Origin of the sequence: Moraxella sp. HMSC061H09 (assembly GCF_001809255.1) — a bacterium.
GTDB lineage: Bacteria > Pseudomonadota > Gammaproteobacteria > Pseudomonadales > Moraxellaceae > Moraxella > Moraxella catarrhalis.
The window spans coordinates 51472-69533 of record NZ_KV796840.1 but is presented as its reverse complement, the minus strand read 5'-3'; the positions used below and the strand labels follow the sequence as shown (position 1 = coordinate 69533).

At 44.3% G+C, this 18062-nt stretch carries 16 protein-coding genes; 6 read left to right on the top strand and 10 right to left on the bottom strand.

The features are described from left to right. Positions 1–88: 88 nt before the first annotated feature. On the bottom strand, positions 89–919 hold the full coding sequence (gene trmB, locus HMPREF2573_RS03435) for a tRNA (guanosine(46)-N7)-methyltransferase TrmB (protein ID WP_070472566.1): 831 nt from the start codon (positions 917–919) through the stop codon (positions 89–91). A 118-nt stretch (positions 920–1037) separates the two neighbouring features. Here trmB and HMPREF2573_RS03430 point away from each other — a divergent pair, with 118 nt between their 5' ends. After that, positions 1038–1976, top strand: a complete 939-nt coding sequence (locus HMPREF2573_RS03430; RefSeq protein WP_070472563.1) for a DUF2628 domain-containing protein — start codon at positions 1038–1040, stop codon at positions 1974–1976. 49 nt (positions 1977–2025) lie between these two features. Continuing rightward, positions 2026–2754: a TraX family protein gene (locus tag HMPREF2573_RS03425; protein WP_003672879.1), complete on the top strand. Its 729-nt coding sequence runs from the start codon at positions 2026–2028 to the stop codon at positions 2752–2754. Positions 2755–2772: 18 nt separating this feature from the next. On the opposite strand, the gene HMPREF2573_RS03420 is transcribed toward HMPREF2573_RS03425, so the two are convergent. From HMPREF2573_RS03420 to gmk, 7 genes are all read right to left on the bottom strand, one after another. Continuing rightward, on the bottom strand, positions 2773–5061 hold the full coding sequence (locus tag HMPREF2573_RS03420; protein WP_065251793.1) for a primosomal protein N': 2289 nt from the start codon (positions 5059–5061) through the stop codon (positions 2773–2775). A gap of 10 nt (positions 5062–5071) precedes the next feature. Further along, positions 5072–5977, bottom strand: a complete 906-nt coding sequence (locus HMPREF2573_RS03415) for a Dyp-type peroxidase (RefSeq protein ID WP_003657836.1) — start codon at positions 5975–5977, stop codon at positions 5072–5074. Positions 5978–6191: 214 nt separating this feature from the next. Next, positions 6192–6572 carry a RidA family protein gene (locus tag HMPREF2573_RS03410; RefSeq protein ID WP_003657838.1) on the bottom strand — a complete coding sequence of 127 codons (381 nt, stop codon included), beginning with the start codon at positions 6570–6572 and terminating at the stop codon, positions 6192–6194. Positions 6573–6600: 28 nt separating this feature from the next. Beyond that, positions 6601–6780 (bottom strand): hypothetical protein, encoded by a 180-nt coding sequence (locus tag HMPREF2573_RS03405; RefSeq protein ID WP_003657840.1) that lies wholly within the window; start codon positions 6778–6780, stop codon positions 6601–6603. 95 nt (positions 6781–6875) lie between these two features. Then, positions 6876–9062, bottom strand: coding sequence for a RelA/SpoT family protein (locus HMPREF2573_RS03400; RefSeq protein ID WP_003662724.1), 2187 nt, complete (start codon positions 9060–9062; stop codon positions 6876–6878). Positions 9063–9347: 285 nt separating this feature from the next. Beyond that, on the bottom strand, positions 9348–9620 hold the full coding sequence (rpoZ, locus tag HMPREF2573_RS03395; protein ID WP_003657843.1) for a DNA-directed RNA polymerase subunit omega: 273 nt from the start codon (positions 9618–9620) through the stop codon (positions 9348–9350). An 87-nt stretch (positions 9621–9707) separates the two neighbouring features. Then, a complete protein-coding gene (gene gmk, locus HMPREF2573_RS03390; RefSeq protein ID WP_003657845.1) occupies positions 9708–10337 on the bottom strand; it encodes a guanylate kinase in 630 nt (209 codons plus the stop codon). A 166-nt stretch (positions 10338–10503) separates the two neighbouring features. On the opposite strand from gmk, the gene ispH reads away from it, so the two are divergent. Together ispH and recJ are read left to right on the top strand one after the other, a co-directional pair. Beyond that, positions 10504–11445, top strand: a complete 942-nt coding sequence (gene ispH, locus HMPREF2573_RS03385) for a 4-hydroxy-3-methylbut-2-enyl diphosphate reductase (protein ID WP_003658904.1) — start codon at positions 10504–10506, stop codon at positions 11443–11445. Continuing rightward, a complete protein-coding gene (recJ, locus tag HMPREF2573_RS03380; RefSeq protein ID WP_049156123.1) occupies positions 11445–13214 on the top strand; it encodes a single-stranded-DNA-specific exonuclease RecJ in 1770 nt (589 codons plus the stop codon). The genes ispH and recJ overlap by 1 nt, the downstream gene beginning before the upstream one ends. Positions 13215–13252: 38 nt before the next feature. Here recJ and HMPREF2573_RS03375 read toward each other — a convergent pair whose 3' ends face one another. Together HMPREF2573_RS03375 and queE are read right to left on the bottom strand one after the other, a co-directional pair. Then, entirely contained in the window at positions 13253–13894 is a 642-nt protein-coding gene (locus tag HMPREF2573_RS03375; protein ID WP_003657851.1) for a trimeric intracellular cation channel family protein, read from the bottom strand. A gap of 109 nt (positions 13895–14003) precedes the next feature. After that, positions 14004–14720, bottom strand: coding sequence for a 7-carboxy-7-deazaguanine synthase QueE (gene queE, locus HMPREF2573_RS03370; RefSeq protein WP_070472561.1), 717 nt, complete (start codon positions 14718–14720; stop codon positions 14004–14006). A 486-nt stretch (positions 14721–15206) separates the two neighbouring features. On the opposite strand from queE, the gene HMPREF2573_RS03365 reads away from it, so the two are divergent. Both HMPREF2573_RS03365 and HMPREF2573_RS03360 read left to right on the top strand, forming a co-directional pair. After that, the gene (locus HMPREF2573_RS03365; protein WP_003658912.1) at positions 15207–16583 is read left to right on the top strand and encodes a diaminobutyrate--2-oxoglutarate transaminase; all 1377 of its coding nucleotides are present in this window, start codon (positions 15207–15209) and stop codon (positions 16581–16583) included. Between the two features lie 174 nt (positions 16584–16757). Continuing rightward, a partial coding sequence (locus HMPREF2573_RS03360; RefSeq protein ID WP_070472558.1) for a type I restriction-modification system subunit M occupies positions 16758–18062 on the top strand: 1305 nt, incomplete at its 3' end.

Sequence of the window (18062 nt, the reverse complement as noted above, 5' to 3'; positions counted from 1 at the left end):
CAATAACGCACCCAATACCGCCACAGTCATCAGCATAAAGCAGCCAAAACTTAGCTGCTTGATTGATATCGTTTGATTACCCCACTTTTTAGGTTTTTAGATAAATCAAATCCCAAACGCCATGACCATGGGTGATGCCACGCTTTTCAAATTTGGTCAAAGGGCGAAAGTCAGGGCGTGGCGTAAAGTTACCCTTTTCACAACTGTTGATAAATTCAGGCATACCATCTAGCACCTCAAGCATCCAAAACGCATAATGCTCCCAGTCGGTTGCCGCATGAAACTTACCCCCAGATTTTAGCACACGAGCGACTTTTGCCATGCGGTCATGCGTCACAAAGCGGCGTTTATAATGTCGTTTTTTTTGCCAAGGGTCAGGAAAATACAACTGAACGGTGTCCAAATGTTGCGGGGGTAGATTATCCAGTAACGCCACAGCATCACCATTGATGATTTTTAGGTTGTGAAGTTTTGCTTCATCTGCCAACGCCACCAAACGCCCAATACCAGGTTCATGAACTTCAACGCCAACAAAATTGGTTGTGGGCGAGTTTTTAGCCATCTCAAACAAGCTATCGCCCATGCCAAAGCCAATTTCAAGCACCAAAGACGCATCACTGCCATTGGGCGTATCTGTAAATAAAACTCGTAAATCTCTGATTGCTGAGATATCGCCAAGCTTGCCAAGCTCATCGGTTGGATTGACATAAAGATACCGAAAATGAGCGTCTAATAAGGCGTGTTCATGATATTGGCTCATGTGTGAGCGACGCTTCATAAAGGTATTAATTTTACGAAACTGCTCAGGTGTTTGTGCCAATTTGGCAAGGCGGGTGCTGATTTCGTCTTTGTCAATGGCTTGTAGAGATTGAGCGTTTGCCAAGACATTTTGGGCATCTTGGGGTGTTGAATTTGTCATAAAAGGGCGTACAATAGCTAATATTAAAAACGGTCATTATAAAGAATAACTGACCTAACCACAAGCTAACAGCTTGGTTTTTTAGTCGCTGTTCATCGCATTTAACCAAAGAGTTGCCATGTTTCGCCTACCTTTTTTAGAAGATACAACGCCACCACCATTTTATCAAAGTCATTTGAGTGATGATGAACGCACCCGATTGGATCGATGGTTTATTGGTCATCGCTCCCAAGCGTACTATTTGAGACGATTTGCTGAGTTTGATCGAGTGGGTCGGTTACACGCAAAATGGCATTGGGCGGCATTTTTTATGACATTTGGCTGGCTGCTGTATCGTAAGCGTTACTTAGATTGCGTGGTGTATTGTGTGGCAGGCTGGTCATTTATTAAGGTTAATATTGTCATCATCTTGGCAGTGGCAGAATATGCATTGATTGGATTTTTGGCAGATGGCATGCAGTGGCCTATGCGTATTTTGATTGGTCTTGCGGTTTGGGTATTTTGGTCGGGCATGGTCGCACGCTGGGCGGATGCGTATTATTATCGCACGGCTCGCCGAGAAATTGCAGATGCTCTAGAGCTATACCCTCGAGATGAAGCTGCACAAAAACAGCATCTTAGGCGTGAAGGTGGTGTAAGCTTGCTTGGTTTGTCGGTGGCATTTGCGATATTTGGGCTAATTTTATCAATCATCGTCGGGCAGTTTGTACCGATGTATATCAAACAAGCTGAGCAAAAGCTTTTGTTTGATGTCTATAGCGAAGCCAATGCGGTGGTTAAGCGTGTGGATGTGATTATGGCGAACACAGGTCAATGCCCAGTCAATTTACCTGTCACCAGCACACATCATCGTGCTGATATCCAAGTGGTGACACAAGCAGATGGTATTAATACCAAATGTGCTGTCGTTGCGACCGTTTTAAAGGCATCTTATCCACTTAGCTATCTAAAAGGGCGAACTTTGACAATATACAGTACGCCTACCCAACATGGATTGGTATGGCGATGCCAAACCTCTTTATCAAAAAAACAAACCCCCAAACGGTGTATTGGCTAATCATTAACCTTGTATGACCAAGATCAAATCAGTGAACAATGAACCGAATATGGCAGATGATACCGCTACCAATCAGCTGCAGCTGACAACTTTTCACCTAAAACTCATCACGCTTATCGCCATGCTCATTGACCACATCGGTTGGGTGTTTGTGGCAACTTACAGCATGACCGCTGAGATCATGCACACGGTGGGGCGTTTGGTTGCACCGATGATGGCGTATTTTTTGGTGATGGGGCTATGTCATACGCAGAATCAATGGGCGTACTTGGGGCGTCTTTTGGCTTTTGCTGTTCTCTCGCAGCCGATTTTTATGGCGTTTCAATATGTCATTGGCAGTGTCGATATTGTCACACAAGTGCTTTGGGGTAATGTACTATTTAGCTTAGCTGCCAGCTTGGCGGCATTAATGATTTGGCAGATGAGCGTACCTATGACGCTTCGGGTGCTTGGTGTGCTGGCGATGGCGATGATTGCAGAGATTGGGGAGTATGGGGCGGCGATGGTGATGTGGGTGATGGTGTTTGAAATTTTTAAACATGACAAACTCTTACAACTTACCGCTTATGCCCTAAGCGTCCCTTTGGCACATTATTTGATTTATGGGTGGGCGTTGACGGTCGGTCTTGGGTGGATGAATGTGGGTATGTTTTTTGCGTTACCACTGATTTATTATCACACAGGCCAGCAGGGGCGCAGGCTGGGTGGCCGATATTTTTTCTATCTTTTTTATCCCATACATTTATTGATGCTTGTTTGTTTGGCCCAGACTGTCTGATTGTACAAAATTTTGCAATCACCAGCCCATTGGGTCAATGTCGATACTCATGCGTACCGCTTTACTGCTTGGTAGTGACTGTACTGATGGCCACCATGTCTGCAAAAATTCATGCAAGGGCGGGCGAGTTTTTGCCAAGATGAGCATCTGTACCTGATAGCGGTTATTTTTTTTGGTCATGGGTGCATCGATGGGTGCATTGATGGCAAAAGGGTGATTGGCTGGTATCAATCCTTTGGCAGCGATGATGGCATCTTTTGCTTGCTGATGGTGTAAACTTTCGGCACGAATGAGTACGGCATGGCTAAAAGGTGGTAATCCCAACTGCGATCGTTCGTGTAATAGTTCGTGGGCAAAGGCGTGATAACCTTGACGCACAAGCTGAGTGAGCAGGGTATTATCAGGCTGTAAGGTTTGGATTAGGACTTTGCCTGGCTTTTTGGCACGACCTGCTCGACCTGCCACCTGTATGATACGCTGTGCGGTGTGCTCAGGCGAGCGAAAATCAGCCGATAAAAATCCCAAATCAGCATTGGCAATGACCACAAGCGTAACATTTTCAAAATGATGACCTTTGGCAATCATTTGTGTTCCCACCAAAATGGCAGGTCTGTTAGTATTGATATTTTTGGTCATCTGAGTCCATGCATCTTTTTTTTGCATGGTATCTTTATCGATCTGATAAATCGGATAGGTTGTGTGGCTGACTTGTGGATTGGCAAATAATGCGTGTAGTTGCTCAACTAGGCGGGTCGTGCCTGCACCAAAACTGTCCATATTAGGGCTGTGGCATTCAGGGCAGGTTATCGGTATGGACGCACGATAGCCGCAGTGATGGCAGCGTAGTTCACCATGCATGGGCTGTACGCTTTTTTTGTGAACGGTCAAATGTGCATCGCAATTGGGGCAATTGGCTTGATGACCACAACTTCGGCAAATTAAAATCGGTGCATAACCTCGACGATTTAAGAAAACAAGCACCTGTTCACCTTTGGCCAAGCAATGACGCATCGCCTGAATTGTCTTGGGTACAAAAGCGGTATCGCTGATTGTCCCATCGAGATGCTGAGCATGAGAGCGACCCAATCGCATATCCACCAAATGCATACGAACCGCCTGAGCACCGCCTGCACGATTTTTTAGGGTGAGTGGTGTTAATTTGCCATCTTGGATGAGTTTGAGCTGCTCAAGACTTGGCGTGGCAGTTCCTAAAATGATTGGAATCTTGGCAAATAAAGCACGCATCATCGCCACATCGCAGGCATGATAGCGAAGATGATCTTGTTGCTTATATGACGCATCGTGCGCTTCATCAATAATAATCATGCCAAGATTTGCAAAAGGATATAAGATACCTGAGCGTGTACCGATGATGATTTGTGCGTGACCCAAACGACACGCCTGCCAACCTTGAAGGCGTTCGGTGTCATTCATCTTGGAGTGTAACACGCAGATATTGGCATGAAAGCGTGAGGCAAATCTGCCCTTGGTTTGGGGCGTTAGCCCAATTTCAGGTACGAGTATCAGCACCTGTTTGCCTTGGTCTAGCACATGGTGCATGGCTTGTAGATAAACTTCCGTTTTACCCGAACCTGTCACGCCATCCAACAAAAACCCTTGATACTGCCCCAAATCACTGGCGGTCTTAATGGCATCCAAGGCAATCTGTTGTTCGTCATTGGCATCAAGCTTAGGTTCTTTGAGTTGTACTGGTGGTGGCTGTTTGTTGGGCGGTATATGCTCATCAGTGATGACAAGACCTTTATTGATAAGACCATCAAGTGCAGAGCGTGTTGCACCGATTTGGCGAAGTTTGTCAGTCCCAAGACCTGCTGGATATGCCATCAGATGTGTTAAAATTTGTCGTTGTTTTTTGGCAGTTTTTGGCAACTGATCGATGGCCGTATCATCACAGATGGCCTTGTAATATCGCTGCTTGGCGTATATGGGCTTGCCTTGGTTGATGAGTGTCGGCAGCATCACACAATAGACATCGCCTAAGGGGTGATGATAATAAGAAGACAGCCAGCTCGCCAGTTTGAGCAATTCATCATCAATGATAGCGTCATCATCAATCAATTGTTTGATAGGTCTAAGCTTATGAGGTGCGATAAGACTGTCGGATGCGTCAATCAGTCCAATGACAACACCAATCAGCCGCCTAGCCCCAAAATAAACCAGCACTCTGGCACCGATTTTGGGCAAGGGCAGATGACTGGGGCATAAATAATCAAAAAAATCAGCCACAGGTACTGCCAGTGCCACTTGGGCAACTAATTTTGGCGTCTGCTGTGGGCTTGTGGTCATGGTCGGCAAGTTATAGATTTTCTAAGCGTTCAACCGAAGGTGCGTAATAATAAGCACCCGAAACCGCCGTACTGACATGCTTAAGCAGCAAATCAATCTTACCATCGGTCTCGCCAAACATACTAAGTAGCTGAGCTTCAATATTCCATAGCCGTGCTGCATAAGCGATATACATTAAGCCATGTTCGCCAGTCACTGTGCCAAAAGGCAGGCTCCTGCGTACCACTTCCAAAGTCTTACCATCTTCCTTAAGATTGGTGCGACCCAAATGAGAATCTGATAAGCGTTTGGCTTTATCAAATTCAATATTATCAACTTTTGAGCGGCCAATAGAATTTTCTTGGTCGCACACAGGTAACTTATCCCATTTATTCAAGTCGTGGCGGTATTTTTGTAAAAGCACATAGCTACCGCCAGCATCATCACCATCAGCGATGGCAGCCACGCCACTCACGGCATCATCTTGGGGGTTTTCAGTGCCATCTACAAAGCCTTCTAAGCCACGGTTTTCTACCCAGCGAAAGCCATGCGTTTCTGATTGAATTTGGACGATATCCTTAAATATCGCTACCAATTCTTTTGCTAGGCTAAAATTAATATCATGACGCATTGACTGAATATGAAACATCACATCATGCTGCGTGGCAGGTGCCAGACCATTACCCAATGGGCGAAATGGTTTGATTTGACCGCCTTCTTTGGTATAGCCAAAGCGTTGCCAAGCTTGTGCACCAAAGCCAATAGTCAGACCTAAAGATTCGCCAGTAAATTTGGCTTGTAGCTCATTTAAAGTGTGCAAAGCTTGGCGGCAGGCATCTGCGATGGTTGCCGTGTTGTTGGTGATAAAATCACCCTCCATAAAGATGCCAGCACGGCAATGGTCGGGAATGATGGCAGATTGTGGCGTTTTAGACATAGATGACCTTATATGATATCAATGAATTTTTAAACAATTTCATTCATTTTTTAAGTCAATTAATTAACTATGAATGAATTAATACTGAATTAATAATGAATTAATAATGAATGTAAAATTTGGTGCTTATTTCAGATGGGGCGGCACTTTTGGGTGCTAAAACACAAAGCCCTTGGATGTCCAAAGGCTTGTTGACCAAAGACTAACATACCGCTTATGACAAATGTAAGATAGCTTCAATCTCAACCACGCCACCTTTAGGCAGTGCAGCAACCTGAACAGCAGCACGGGCAGGATATGGGGCATTTAAACAGGCATCAAAAACTTCATTAAGTGTCGCAAAATCCGACAAATCAGTCAGCGAGACATTGAATTTGACCACATCAGACAAGCTGCCACCTGCTGCCTTGGCAATGGCTTGTAAATTATCCATAGCCTGCTCGGCTTGTGCCTTAAAGCCTTCTTTGAGCGTCATGGTTTTTGGGTCAAGACCTAATTGTCCAGAGATATAGATGGTATCGCCAACCTTGACCGCTTGAGAATAGGTACCAACAGCGGCAGGTGCGTCGTCTGTATGAATGATTTGTTTGCTCATGATATTTAAAAATCCCAAAATAGATGCATTAGATGTGCTTGGTGCGAAAATAGGCAACAAGTTTATCAAATAGGCTCATCGCTTCGCCAGTATAGACGGTGTTCGAAGGTGCGACATTGTCCGCTGTTTTTGGCAATAGGGTCGGTTCAACTTTACCAAGAAAATGTGCAGCGTCTTTTTGGCTATTAAGGTCGATTTTACAGCACATAAGACATCCTTATTTTGACTGAAGTGACTATTATTATGCCTATTATAATAGACCATTTTACCATCAAAATTCAAGCGTTTTAGGTAGCTTAATCATCATTGATACAGTCGCATGATGTTTGGATAGCCAAGCAATGTGCGTAATTTTTCGATGCCCTCTGCCAAATGAGAGCGTGAGCGTACCACAATGTGCAGCGTTGTTGTGCCGACTTTACTGCTTTGGTCTGACTTGGTATCTGTTTTGATGTGTGTTTGCTCAACACCGATATTCAGCACACGCATTTCATAAATGACTTGGCTGATTTGCTCTTCGTTTAAACTGGCATAAATACGCAGCATGGCAGGGAATCGCAGCGCATCAGGTTGATTTTGTAAAGATTGATCAGATTTCCAATCTAGGTGAATGATTTGGTAAGGTGTATCGGTGCGTATTGCTTGTAAAGAATAGCACTTATGACGATGCACAACCAAACCTTGGCGAGACAAATGCCCAACAATGGTATCGCCATAAATCGGATTGCAGCAGCGTGCAAAATCCACCTCCACGCCTTTGATGCCTGCCAGCAGATGTTTAGAGCGAGTAATTTCATGGTCATCAGCCGTATCAATCTCTTCACTAAATAAACGAGAAACCACAAGCTGTGGCAATAGCATGCCTGTTGATAGTTGCATAAATAGCTCATCAGGCGTACTGATACCACGCCATTTTAGAATATCAGTCCAATCATCATCTGTTAAATCAGTGATACTTTTACCATAAGTGCTTAAGGCACGGTCTAGTGCTTGCTTGCCATAATGAATCTTTTGGTCTTCAGGCAGATGCTTTAGAAATTTTAAAATCTCATTTCGGGCTTTGTTGGTAGCGACAAAGCCGAGCCATTCGGCGCGTGGTGTGGCATTTTTATCCGTGTCAATGCTCACAATATCACCATCAGCCAGCACTAGCCCAAGCTTACCATGCTTATGATTAATGTCAGCACCCGTAGCAATGTTCCCGATGGCAGGTCCAACCGCATAGGCAAAATCCAACGCCGTTGAGCCACGAGGTAGCTCATAGGCACGACCCTTTGGGCTGTAACAGACAATTTTTCGCTCGTGCAGATAGCTAATTAACTCCTCAATGATGACAACATGGGCATCATCACCCTCTGCTTTACCAGCATTTGCCAAATCTTGCATATTCCGAAGGCTGGCTTGGATGACTGACTGACTGACGCCAGCTCGGTCATTACTGATGATACCCAGCCGAGCAGCCTCTTGCATGCGGCGTGTCATTAATGTAATTTTAATGTGATTATAATCACGGTCATAAAATAAGGTTAAAGACTGATTGCCACCTGCTAAAGGTTTGCGAATGTTATCATGGATTTGGTGATTGCCAATTTGGTATTTTTGAATCAAATAAGTGGCCAGCGTGTCGCAAGCTTCAATATCTTTTAAGATAACCTCAAAATCATATTGGCGAATTAATTGGCTGATTTGACCACGATTTTTAAAAAACTGCCGATACATTGCAGTACGGTTATCAAGGACTTGTACATGACCGTCCAAATTCAGATGCGACAGCAGACTTTGTAGATAAGTGCTAATTTCGGTTTTTTGAAAATTACGCCCCAATCCATGCTGTAATAATTTATCTGTAAATTTGTTGTACATATCAGGGTTTAAATTGCGATAGCATAATAGCTCAATATAATCTGCAATGCTGTTAAGCCCCATCAGGCGTGCAAAAGGAATATAAAAATCCAGTGTTTCTTTGGCGGTGCGTTTTTGTTTTTCTTCGCTGACAGCATCGAGCGTGGACATATTATGCAAGCGGTCGGATAGCTTGATAATCAAAACCCGTGGGTCGGATAAGGTGGCTGTCAAGATTTTATGAAAAGTGGCGGCTTGGCTTTGTTGCTTGCTCATGCCTGAGGATTTAAGCTTCGTCACGCCATCAACAAGTTGAGCGACCATTTGGCCAAATTCTTGTGTGACCATCTCATCGGTCACCTCGGTATCTTCGATGGTGTCATGTAAAATGGCAGCAACGATGGTGTCACGATCTAAGCGAAAGCCTGCCAAAATCTCCGCCACAGCGATGGGGTGTGTGATATAAGGCTCGCCAGATTTTCGTTTGTCTTTGATGTGGGCGACATCCCCAAAATGGCAGGCACGCAAAACATCGGCACGCTCATCAGGCTTTAGATAGGCGACGGCACGCATCAGGCTGTCACGAGCTTCATCCACAAGCGGGTGGCTAAGATTGGTCGGTGTTGTAAGGTCTTGGCTGTCTGGCATAGATGGCTCGTACAAATTCACTTTGATCAATGGCTAAAAAATGACTTGGCTTATTTGGGTTAACCCCGTAACTTACGCTCTATAATAAAGCACTTTGTAGGGGTGTTGTCAATATCTTTACCATTGAATTGATTAATTTTAAGATTTTTATAAATGAATAAGTTGTTATGAATAAATATGGCGGGTATGATATCTCTAAAATCAGATGACAAATCAATATAAATCAATATGAACTAAAAAAAGCCATGAACAAATATGGCTCATGGCTTTGGGAACTTAAGCAGATTATAGGGTATTGCCTAGCTGCTCAGGTGTGATTTCGTAGGATTGATTTGACTTTGGGAATAAGTCCTCATCAGGCTCATCTAAGATCGCACGGCTGACATGACCTGCTGAGATTTCACGCAATGCAAGTACAGTTGGCTTGTCGTTATCAACGGCGACCGTTGGCTCAACTTTACCATTGGCAAGTTGGCGGGCGCGCTTGCTTGCCACCAAAATCAACTCAAAACGATTATCGACATTTTCTAGACAGTCTTCGATGGTTACTCGTGCCATGGATATTCTCTTAAACTAAATGGTGAATTTTGTATTATATCAAGTTTTTTTGGGTTTTTTAAGTGCCTTTTGATGATTTTTATCAATTCATGGATAGGTTGGCGTATCATCAAATAATGCAGCAATCAAAGCAGCATGGCGAGCCTGCTGTGCATGTAGCGTCAGGCGGTGGCTCTTAATAATCGTTTGTAAATCATCTAACGCCATCTCAAAGCGATCATTAATCACCACATAATCAAATTGATCGTATTGGCGTATTTCATCCAGTGAGCCTGCCAAGCGTTTTTTGATGACCTCTTGGCTGTCTTGACCACGGTTTGATAATCGCTCTGCCAACGCTTGGCGAGTGGGCGGTAGGATAAAAATCATCACCGCTTGGTCAAATTGTGCTTTGACCTGTAATGCACCTTGCCAATCAATTTCCAAGATGACATCAATCCCTTGGGCTAATAAATCTATGACGGCTTGTTTTGATGTGCCATAATAATGGTCAAATACTTGGGCATATTCTAAAAACTCAGATGCTTGAATTAATGACTGAAAGCTTGCGGTGTCAATAAAATGATAGTGTATACCGTTAATTTCGCCTGGGCGAGGTTGGCGTGTGGTATGCGAGATGCTCACACATAAGCCCTTGGTACATTTGAGCAGTTCTTTGACCAGTGAGGTTTTGCCTGTGCCTGATGCGGCGGTGATGATAAAAAGCGTGCCTGCCATGATATGACCTTATCAGTGATAAATTACCCTATTTTAGCATATTTTTGGGATAAAATAATCGCTTTGATGGGCAGCTTATCAGCGAATGTATTTGGGGTAACGGCTAGGTTTATTGGCTAAAATTTGCTAAAATGGGCGGATATTTTGGGAAATACCGAGTAACACGATGAAAATATTATTAGCCAATCCTCGTGGATTTTGTGCAGGTGTGGACAGAGCGATTGCGATTGTCAATGAAGCACTACGCCGTTTTAATCCGCCCATTTATGTCCGTCATGAAGTTGTTCATAATAAATTTGTGGTTGAGGATTTGGCACGCCGAGGTGCGGTGTTTGTTGAAGAGCTCGATGAAGTGCCTGATGGGGCGATTGTCATTTTTTCGGCACATGGGGTTTCAAAGGCGGTTGAAGATGAAGCAAAACGCCGTGATTTGACGGTATTTGACGCAACTTGTCCACTGGTTACCAAAGTGCATATTGAGGTGGGTAAATTTGCCAAAGGGGGCATGGACGCCATTCTTATCGGGCATGCAGGACACCCCGAGGTAGAAGGGACGATGGGGCGTTTTGATACCAGTTTTGGCGGTCGCATTCATTTGGTTGAAGATGTTGAGGATGTGGCTAAGCTTGACTTTGAGCGTGATAAGTCATTGGCATTTGTCACACAAACAACGCTATCAATGGATGATACTGCCAATGTCATTGATGCACTCAAAGACCGATTTCCCGCCATCAACGCCCCCAGAAAAGATGACATTTGTTATGCCACCCAAAATCGCCAAGATGCGGTTAAATTGCTTTCTCGTCATTGTGAGGTTGTGCTGGTTGTGGGCAGCCCAAACTCGTCAAATTCTAATCGCCTGCGTGAGCTTGCCGAGCGAATGGGCAGGCGGGCGTATTTGATTGATAATGCTGGTCAGATGAGCCAAGCATGGTTTGAGGGCGTGACATATGTTGGTGTAACAGCAGGGGCATCAGCACCTGAGATACTCATTCAAGAAGTGCTTGATACACTGCAATTATGGGGGGCTGATGTGCCTACTGAGCTATCAGGCATCGAAGAAAATGTTACTTTTAGTTTGCCAAAATCACTGACTAAGGCAGTTTGATGGTGTATCAAGATTCCCAAAAAACACTCACACTTAGCCCAAGATTGACCGAGCCACTCAATCAGGCACTGCGTGATCAGCTGGACTCATCAACACTTGCACGAGTTTTACAGGCTAGGGGTGTACACGATATCAGCCAAATAGATACGCACATCTGCCAGCTGCTTGCGGCAGCAGATTTGATGGGTATTGATACAGCGGTTACGCTCATTGATACCGCCATTGACCAAGGTGAGCGTATTTTAATTGTCGGTGATTTTGATTGTGATGGGGCAACCAGTACGGCATTGATGGTGCGTGTCCTGCGACAAATGGGCGCTTTGGTGGATTTTTTGGTGCCTGACCGATTTAAGTTCGGCTATGGACTGACACCGCAAATTGTTGAGCATGGTGCTGCATTGTATCGCCCAAACTTAATCATCACGGTGGATAATGGCATCTCAAGCCATGATGGTGTGGCCACTGCCCATCAGATGGGGATCAAGGTGGTGATTACCGACCATCATTTGACCACCAAACCATCACCGCCTGCCGATGCTGTGGTCAATCCCAATCAGTTGGGTTGTCATTTTGGTAGTCGCTATCTTGTTGGTGTGGGTGTGGCGTTTTATGTGATGGGCAGGCTTGCCAAGCATCGCCGCCAACTGGGCAAATCCAGTGCCAGCGTGGCTAAGTATTTAGATTTGGTTGCTCTAGGCACAGTCGCAGACCTTGGTGTGCTGGATAAAAATAACCGCATTTTGGTCACGCATGGGCTGCAGCTGATCCGTCAAGGTCGATGCGTCGTGGGCATTTTAGCCATCTTAGAGCAGGCAGGTAGGCAACATCAGACCATCACCAGTGATGATTTTGGATTTGCCATCGCACCTAGGATTAATGCCGCTGGACGGATGGATAATATGCGTATTGGTGTGGAGTGTCTACTTACTGATGATTGGGGAGAGGCACACCGATTGGCAAGTAAGCTAAACCAGCTTAATCAAGCACGCCGCCATGTTGAGATGAGCATGAAAGATGATGCCATTGCCATTGTCCAAAGTTTATCTGAGTTTGATGAGACGCCGCCTAAAGGCATTGTGCTTTATCAAGATGACTGGCACCAAGGGGTCATCGGCATTGTTGCAGGTCGCCTAAAAGAAAAATTATACCGTCCAAGCATTGTTTTTGCACCAGCAGATACCGCATTGGTTGGCAAGTCAGATGATATCAAAGGCTCAGCTCGTTCTATTGCAGGCATACATATTCGTGATGTCATTGAAAGCGTGGCATTGGCTCATCCTGATTTGATCAAGCATTTTGGCGGTCATGCAATGGCAGCAGGCTTGACCATTCAAAAGGCTGATTTTGAACGATTTAATCAAGCACTCCAAGCGGTACTGTTGGATTTTGATGATGATGTGTTTTATGAACAAAAATTCACCGATGGAGCGTTATTGCCTGACGAGTTTAGCCTAAGTTTTGTGGATAGATTAAAAAACATCAGCGTTTGGGGCAATGGTTTTGTACCGCCTGTTTTTGATGGCAAGTTTGAGGTGATTAACCATCGTATCTTAAAAGATAAACATCTAAAACTTAGCCTAAAAATGGCAGGGGTGCAATATCCGATTGATGCGATTTGGTTTAATTATCAAGCGGACAGTTGGGATTATCGAGCGTTTGGCGTGCATATTTTGTATACTTTGGATATTAATGAGTGGCAAGGCAGCCAAAGTCTGCAGCTGGTGATTAAGGACTTGGCGGTGATGAGTGTGGCGGCATTGTCTGTTTAGCATAAAATGGATATCTTTGGGATAAAGGGCAAATCTTATCAAGATTTTTTAAGCTCAATTGAAGGTAAGTGCCAATCAAATTTTAGTGCCAACATGCGTATCCCAAAGATACTGACTAATGCCAGACCTTGTTTTATCCAGTCAGCAAATCCCCACATTTGTAAAACTAAATACAAAGCAGAACCGATAATGCTGGCACTGATATAAATTTCTTTTTGTAAAACCAAAGGAATTTCGTTACAAATCATATCACGCATGATACCACCTGCGATGCTTGTCATCACCGCCATCATCACGGCAATCAGTGGATGGGCATCAAACGATAACGCCACCGTTAAGCCAATCACACTAAACACAGCAAGACCAATGGCATCAAAAAATTTTAAAGCACGGTCAATGTGTCCAAGGCGATGAAAAAACAGTTGGCAGATAATGGATGTTGTTGTAATGAGTATGACATAAGTTAAATCAGTCATCCAAAACAGCGGATGACGGTCTAGTATGATATCACGCAGGCTACCGCCACCAATGGCATTGACCATTGAAACTAAGATACAGCCAAATAAATCAAACCGCTTATACATTGCCAAAGTTGTCGCAGCGATGGCACAGGCACTGATACCAATCATATCAAGTGAGTAAATGAGCAGTTGGGTGGGAAAGTTGGTTAAGATATCCATAGTTTGTCAGAGGGTGTATTTGGTGCTAGGTTAATTAATGGGGCGTGCGTGCGTTACAGATTGGCAGATGGCAAGGTGATTAACGGTATCATACAGCTCATATTACCGTTTATTTGCCCTTAGCATCTGCCCAAATGATTTTATGTAGCTGTAAGCCAAACCGAACGGGCAGAGCGTCTTTTAAAATCCATTCTGCCAAATCGGTTGCCAGTTTCGGTGCGTGGCTTGTGTTTTCTTGGATGTTAAACATGGGTGATAGCCAAATCGTACCAACTTTATCGTCTAAAGCGTGTTTGGCAATGATATTTTTTGCCCATTCATAATCTGTGCGGTTGGCAATGACGATTTTAATTTGGTCGTGCAAGGTAAGATGGGCTAAATTTTCCCATAAGTTTTTATCAGCCTCGCCTGATGATGGTGATTTTAGATCCATGACTTTTGAGACCAATGGCGGTACATTAGCAACCGATAAAGCACCTGCTGTCTCAAGGCTAACCTCATAACCCGACTGTATCAGTTTATGCATTAATGCAATGGCATTTGGCTGAGCCAAAGGCTCGCCGCCTGTTACGCAGACACGCCAGCAAGGATATTGGGCAATATGCGTCATGATATCATCAAGCCCCCAACGCTCACCGCCTGAAAAAGAATAGGTCGTATCACAATAATGACAACGCAAAGGACAGCCTGTTAGGCGAATAAAAATTGTTGGTAGCCCAGCCGTCAGCGCTTCACCTTGTAGAGAATAAAAAATCTCTGTCAGCTTCAGACCTGCTTGCGGATCGGTGGTTGGGATTTTGGTATTTCTAAGGGTGTCTTTGGTCACGATGTTTGGCTTTTTAAGTGTCAAGTGGTGATAAAATGCGATATTGTACCAAACCTCTACATAAATGGCGAATGGATTATCAATGATGCATGCTGCTTAAATGGTACAAACTGGCTTGATAGAAAAGTTATCATCTGCATTTTAAAAAATTATCATTGTCTTGCTATTTAATTTAAACAAGCATTGTTATGACAAATATCAAAGCCAGCCACGCCCAAATGATCGCCATTAAAAACAAAAGGCTTTACATTTTTTTATAAGCGTGTATCATATTTAGCAAAATAACCGTACCAAGTGATAGTTATTTGGTGGTTATTTTGTGTTTAGGGCTTATTTGAATTGCCAAGTTATTAAAATATTAAAATAAGTACCTAAGCCGTGTTATCAACCAAAACCCATATATCAAAACCTATACAAAAAGTATGGGTTTTTTCGTCAAGCAATTATGCTTGTTCTTTCAACCCTTATCTGAGATGGTAATCCGATATGAGCGTTCACTCTATAAATCATGCCCCCACAGCCCCCAAAGATGGTGCAACCAATGACTACTACTTGACCCGTCAAAATCAGATGGAGTCTAATGTCAGAAGCTACCCCAGAAAACTCCCCCTAGCCATCGCCAAAGCCCAAGGCTGTTGGGTAACCGATGTGGAGGGTAATGAGTATCTTGACTGTTTGGCAGGTGCTGGCACATTGGCATTAGGTCATAATCATCCTGCTACCATAAACGCTATCAAAGATGTGTTAGACAGCGGTTTGCCATTACACACCCTTGATATCACCACGCCAATTAAAGATGCGTTTACCGAAAAACTGTTGTCATTTTTCCCCAAGGATTTTGTTTTGCAGTTTTGTGGTCCGACAGGGGCAGATGGTACAGAAGCTGCCATTAAACTTGCCAAAACTTATACAGGGCGTGATAATGTCATCGCATTTAGCGGCGGTTATCATGGCATGACACATGGCGCTCTTGCCATGACAGGTAACTTATCCGCCAAACAAAAGGTTGGCAATCTCATGGCAGGCGTACAGTTTTTGCCTTATCCGCATGAGTATCGTTGTCCGTTGGGGCTGGGCGGTGAGGCTGGTGTGGATGCCTTGACTTATTATTTTGAAAACTTCATTGAAGATGTTGAAAGTGGCGTGGTCAAGCCTGCCGCTGTCATCTTAGAGGCCATCCAAGGCGAGGGCGGTGTCGTCCCTGCTCCCAAAAAATGGCTGCAAAAGGTGCGTGAAGTTACCGCCCGCCACGACATTGTGCTTATCCTAGATGAGGTACAAGCAGGATTTGCCCGCTCTGGTAAAATGTTCGCCTTTGAGCATGCTGAGATTGTCCCTGATGTGGTCGTCATGTCTAAGGCGGTGGGCGGCGGCCTACCCCTTGCTGTGCTTGCCATTAACAAAAAATTTGACGCATGGTCGCCAGCAGGACATACAGGCACATTCCGTGGCAATCAGCTTGCCATGGCAGCAGGCTATAATGTATTAACCCAAATCAGCCAAAACAATTTGGCAGACAATGCACGCATTCAAGGTGAGTTTTTGCGCACAGAACTCCAAAAAATCGCGAGCCAGTACCCTTGTATCGGTCATGTGCGTGGGTGTGGTCTGATGATGGGTATTGAGATTGTGGATGAACGCCAAGAAGCTGACCACATGGGTTCATATCCTGCCGACGGTGAGCTTGCCGCCGCCATCCAAAAAGCCTGTTTTGATAATAAACTGCTGTTGGAGCGTGGTGGTCGTGGCGGTACGGTCGTGCGTCTTTTGTGTCCGATTACCATCACTACCGACGAGTGTGAACAGGTCATCACTCGCTTTAAAAAGGCGGTGGGCGAAGCGGTGAAAGCAGTGCGTGGCTGACGCTTAGCGGTTAAGTGGTGAATGCCAACCGCTCTGACGCTGATGATTTTAACAAGGCATTTTAACAAGACCCAGTAATTTGGGTCTTGTTTTTTTGTGCTATAATGTGATGGCATCATTTTTTATGATTTTGTTTATTAATAATTTAGTTTATATTGACAGATGGAGAGTACCATGACAAGCCAACAACAACGAGCCGAACTACACCGCCGTATCTGGCAAATCGCCAACGATGTCAGGGGGTCGGTAGATGGTTGGGATTTTAAGCAGTATGTTTTGGGGGCGTTGTTTTATCGCTTTATCAGTGAGCATTTTGCAGAGCTTTTTAATGATGAACAGACCGATTATACAGCACTTAGCGATGACATCATCACAGACGAAATCAAAGATGACGCCATCAAAACCAAAGGCTACTTTATCTACCCAAGCCAATTATTTGCCAATGTCGCCAAAAATGCCCACAATAACGACAACCTAAATACACAGTTAAAAGAGATTTTTACCGCCATTGAAGCCTCTGCCAACGGCTACCCATCTGAGCATGACATCAAAGGCTTATTTGCTGATTTTGACACCACATCCAACCGTCTGGGCAACACCGTCGCCGATAAAAACAAACGCCTAACCGCCGTACTAAAAGGCGTATCAGAGCTTGATTTTGGTCGTTTTAGCGAAAATCAAATTGACCTGTTTGGTGATGCCTATGAATTTTTAATTTCAAACTATGCCGCCAACGCAGGCAAATCAGGCGGTGAGTTTTTCACCCCACAAAGCGTCTCCAAATTAATCGCCCAATTAGCCCTATATGGTCAAAAAACAGTCAATAAAATCTATGACCCTGCTTGTGGTTCAGGTTCGCTGCTGCTACAAGCCAAAAAACACTTTGATGAACATCTCATCGATGAGGGTTTTTTTGGGCAAGAAATTAACCACACCACTTATAACTTAGCTCGCATGAACATGTTTTTGCACAATGTCAATTACAATAACTTTCATATTGAGCTGGGCGACACCTTAACCGAACCAAAACTTGGCGATGACAAGCCCTTTGATGCCATCGTCTCAAACCCACCTTATTCTATCAAATGGGTAGGCTCTGATGACCCTACTTTGATCAATGATGACCGCTTTGCCCCAGCTGGTGTGCTTGCCCCAAAATCCAAGGCGGATTTTGCCTTTATTTTGCACACTTTGCATTATCTGACTGCCAAGGGTAGAGCGGCGATTGTTACCTTTCCGGGGATTTTTTACCGTGGTGGGGCAGAAGCCAAAATACGCCAATATCTGATAGATAATAACTTTGTGGAATCTGTCATCGCTCTTGCCCCCAATTTATTTTTTGGGACATCGATTGCGGTCAATATTTTGGTACTGAGTAAAAGCAAACACGATAACCAAACCCAGTTTATTGATGCCAGTGATATTTTTAAAAAAGAAACCAACAACAACATACTGACCGATGAGCATATCAATCAGATT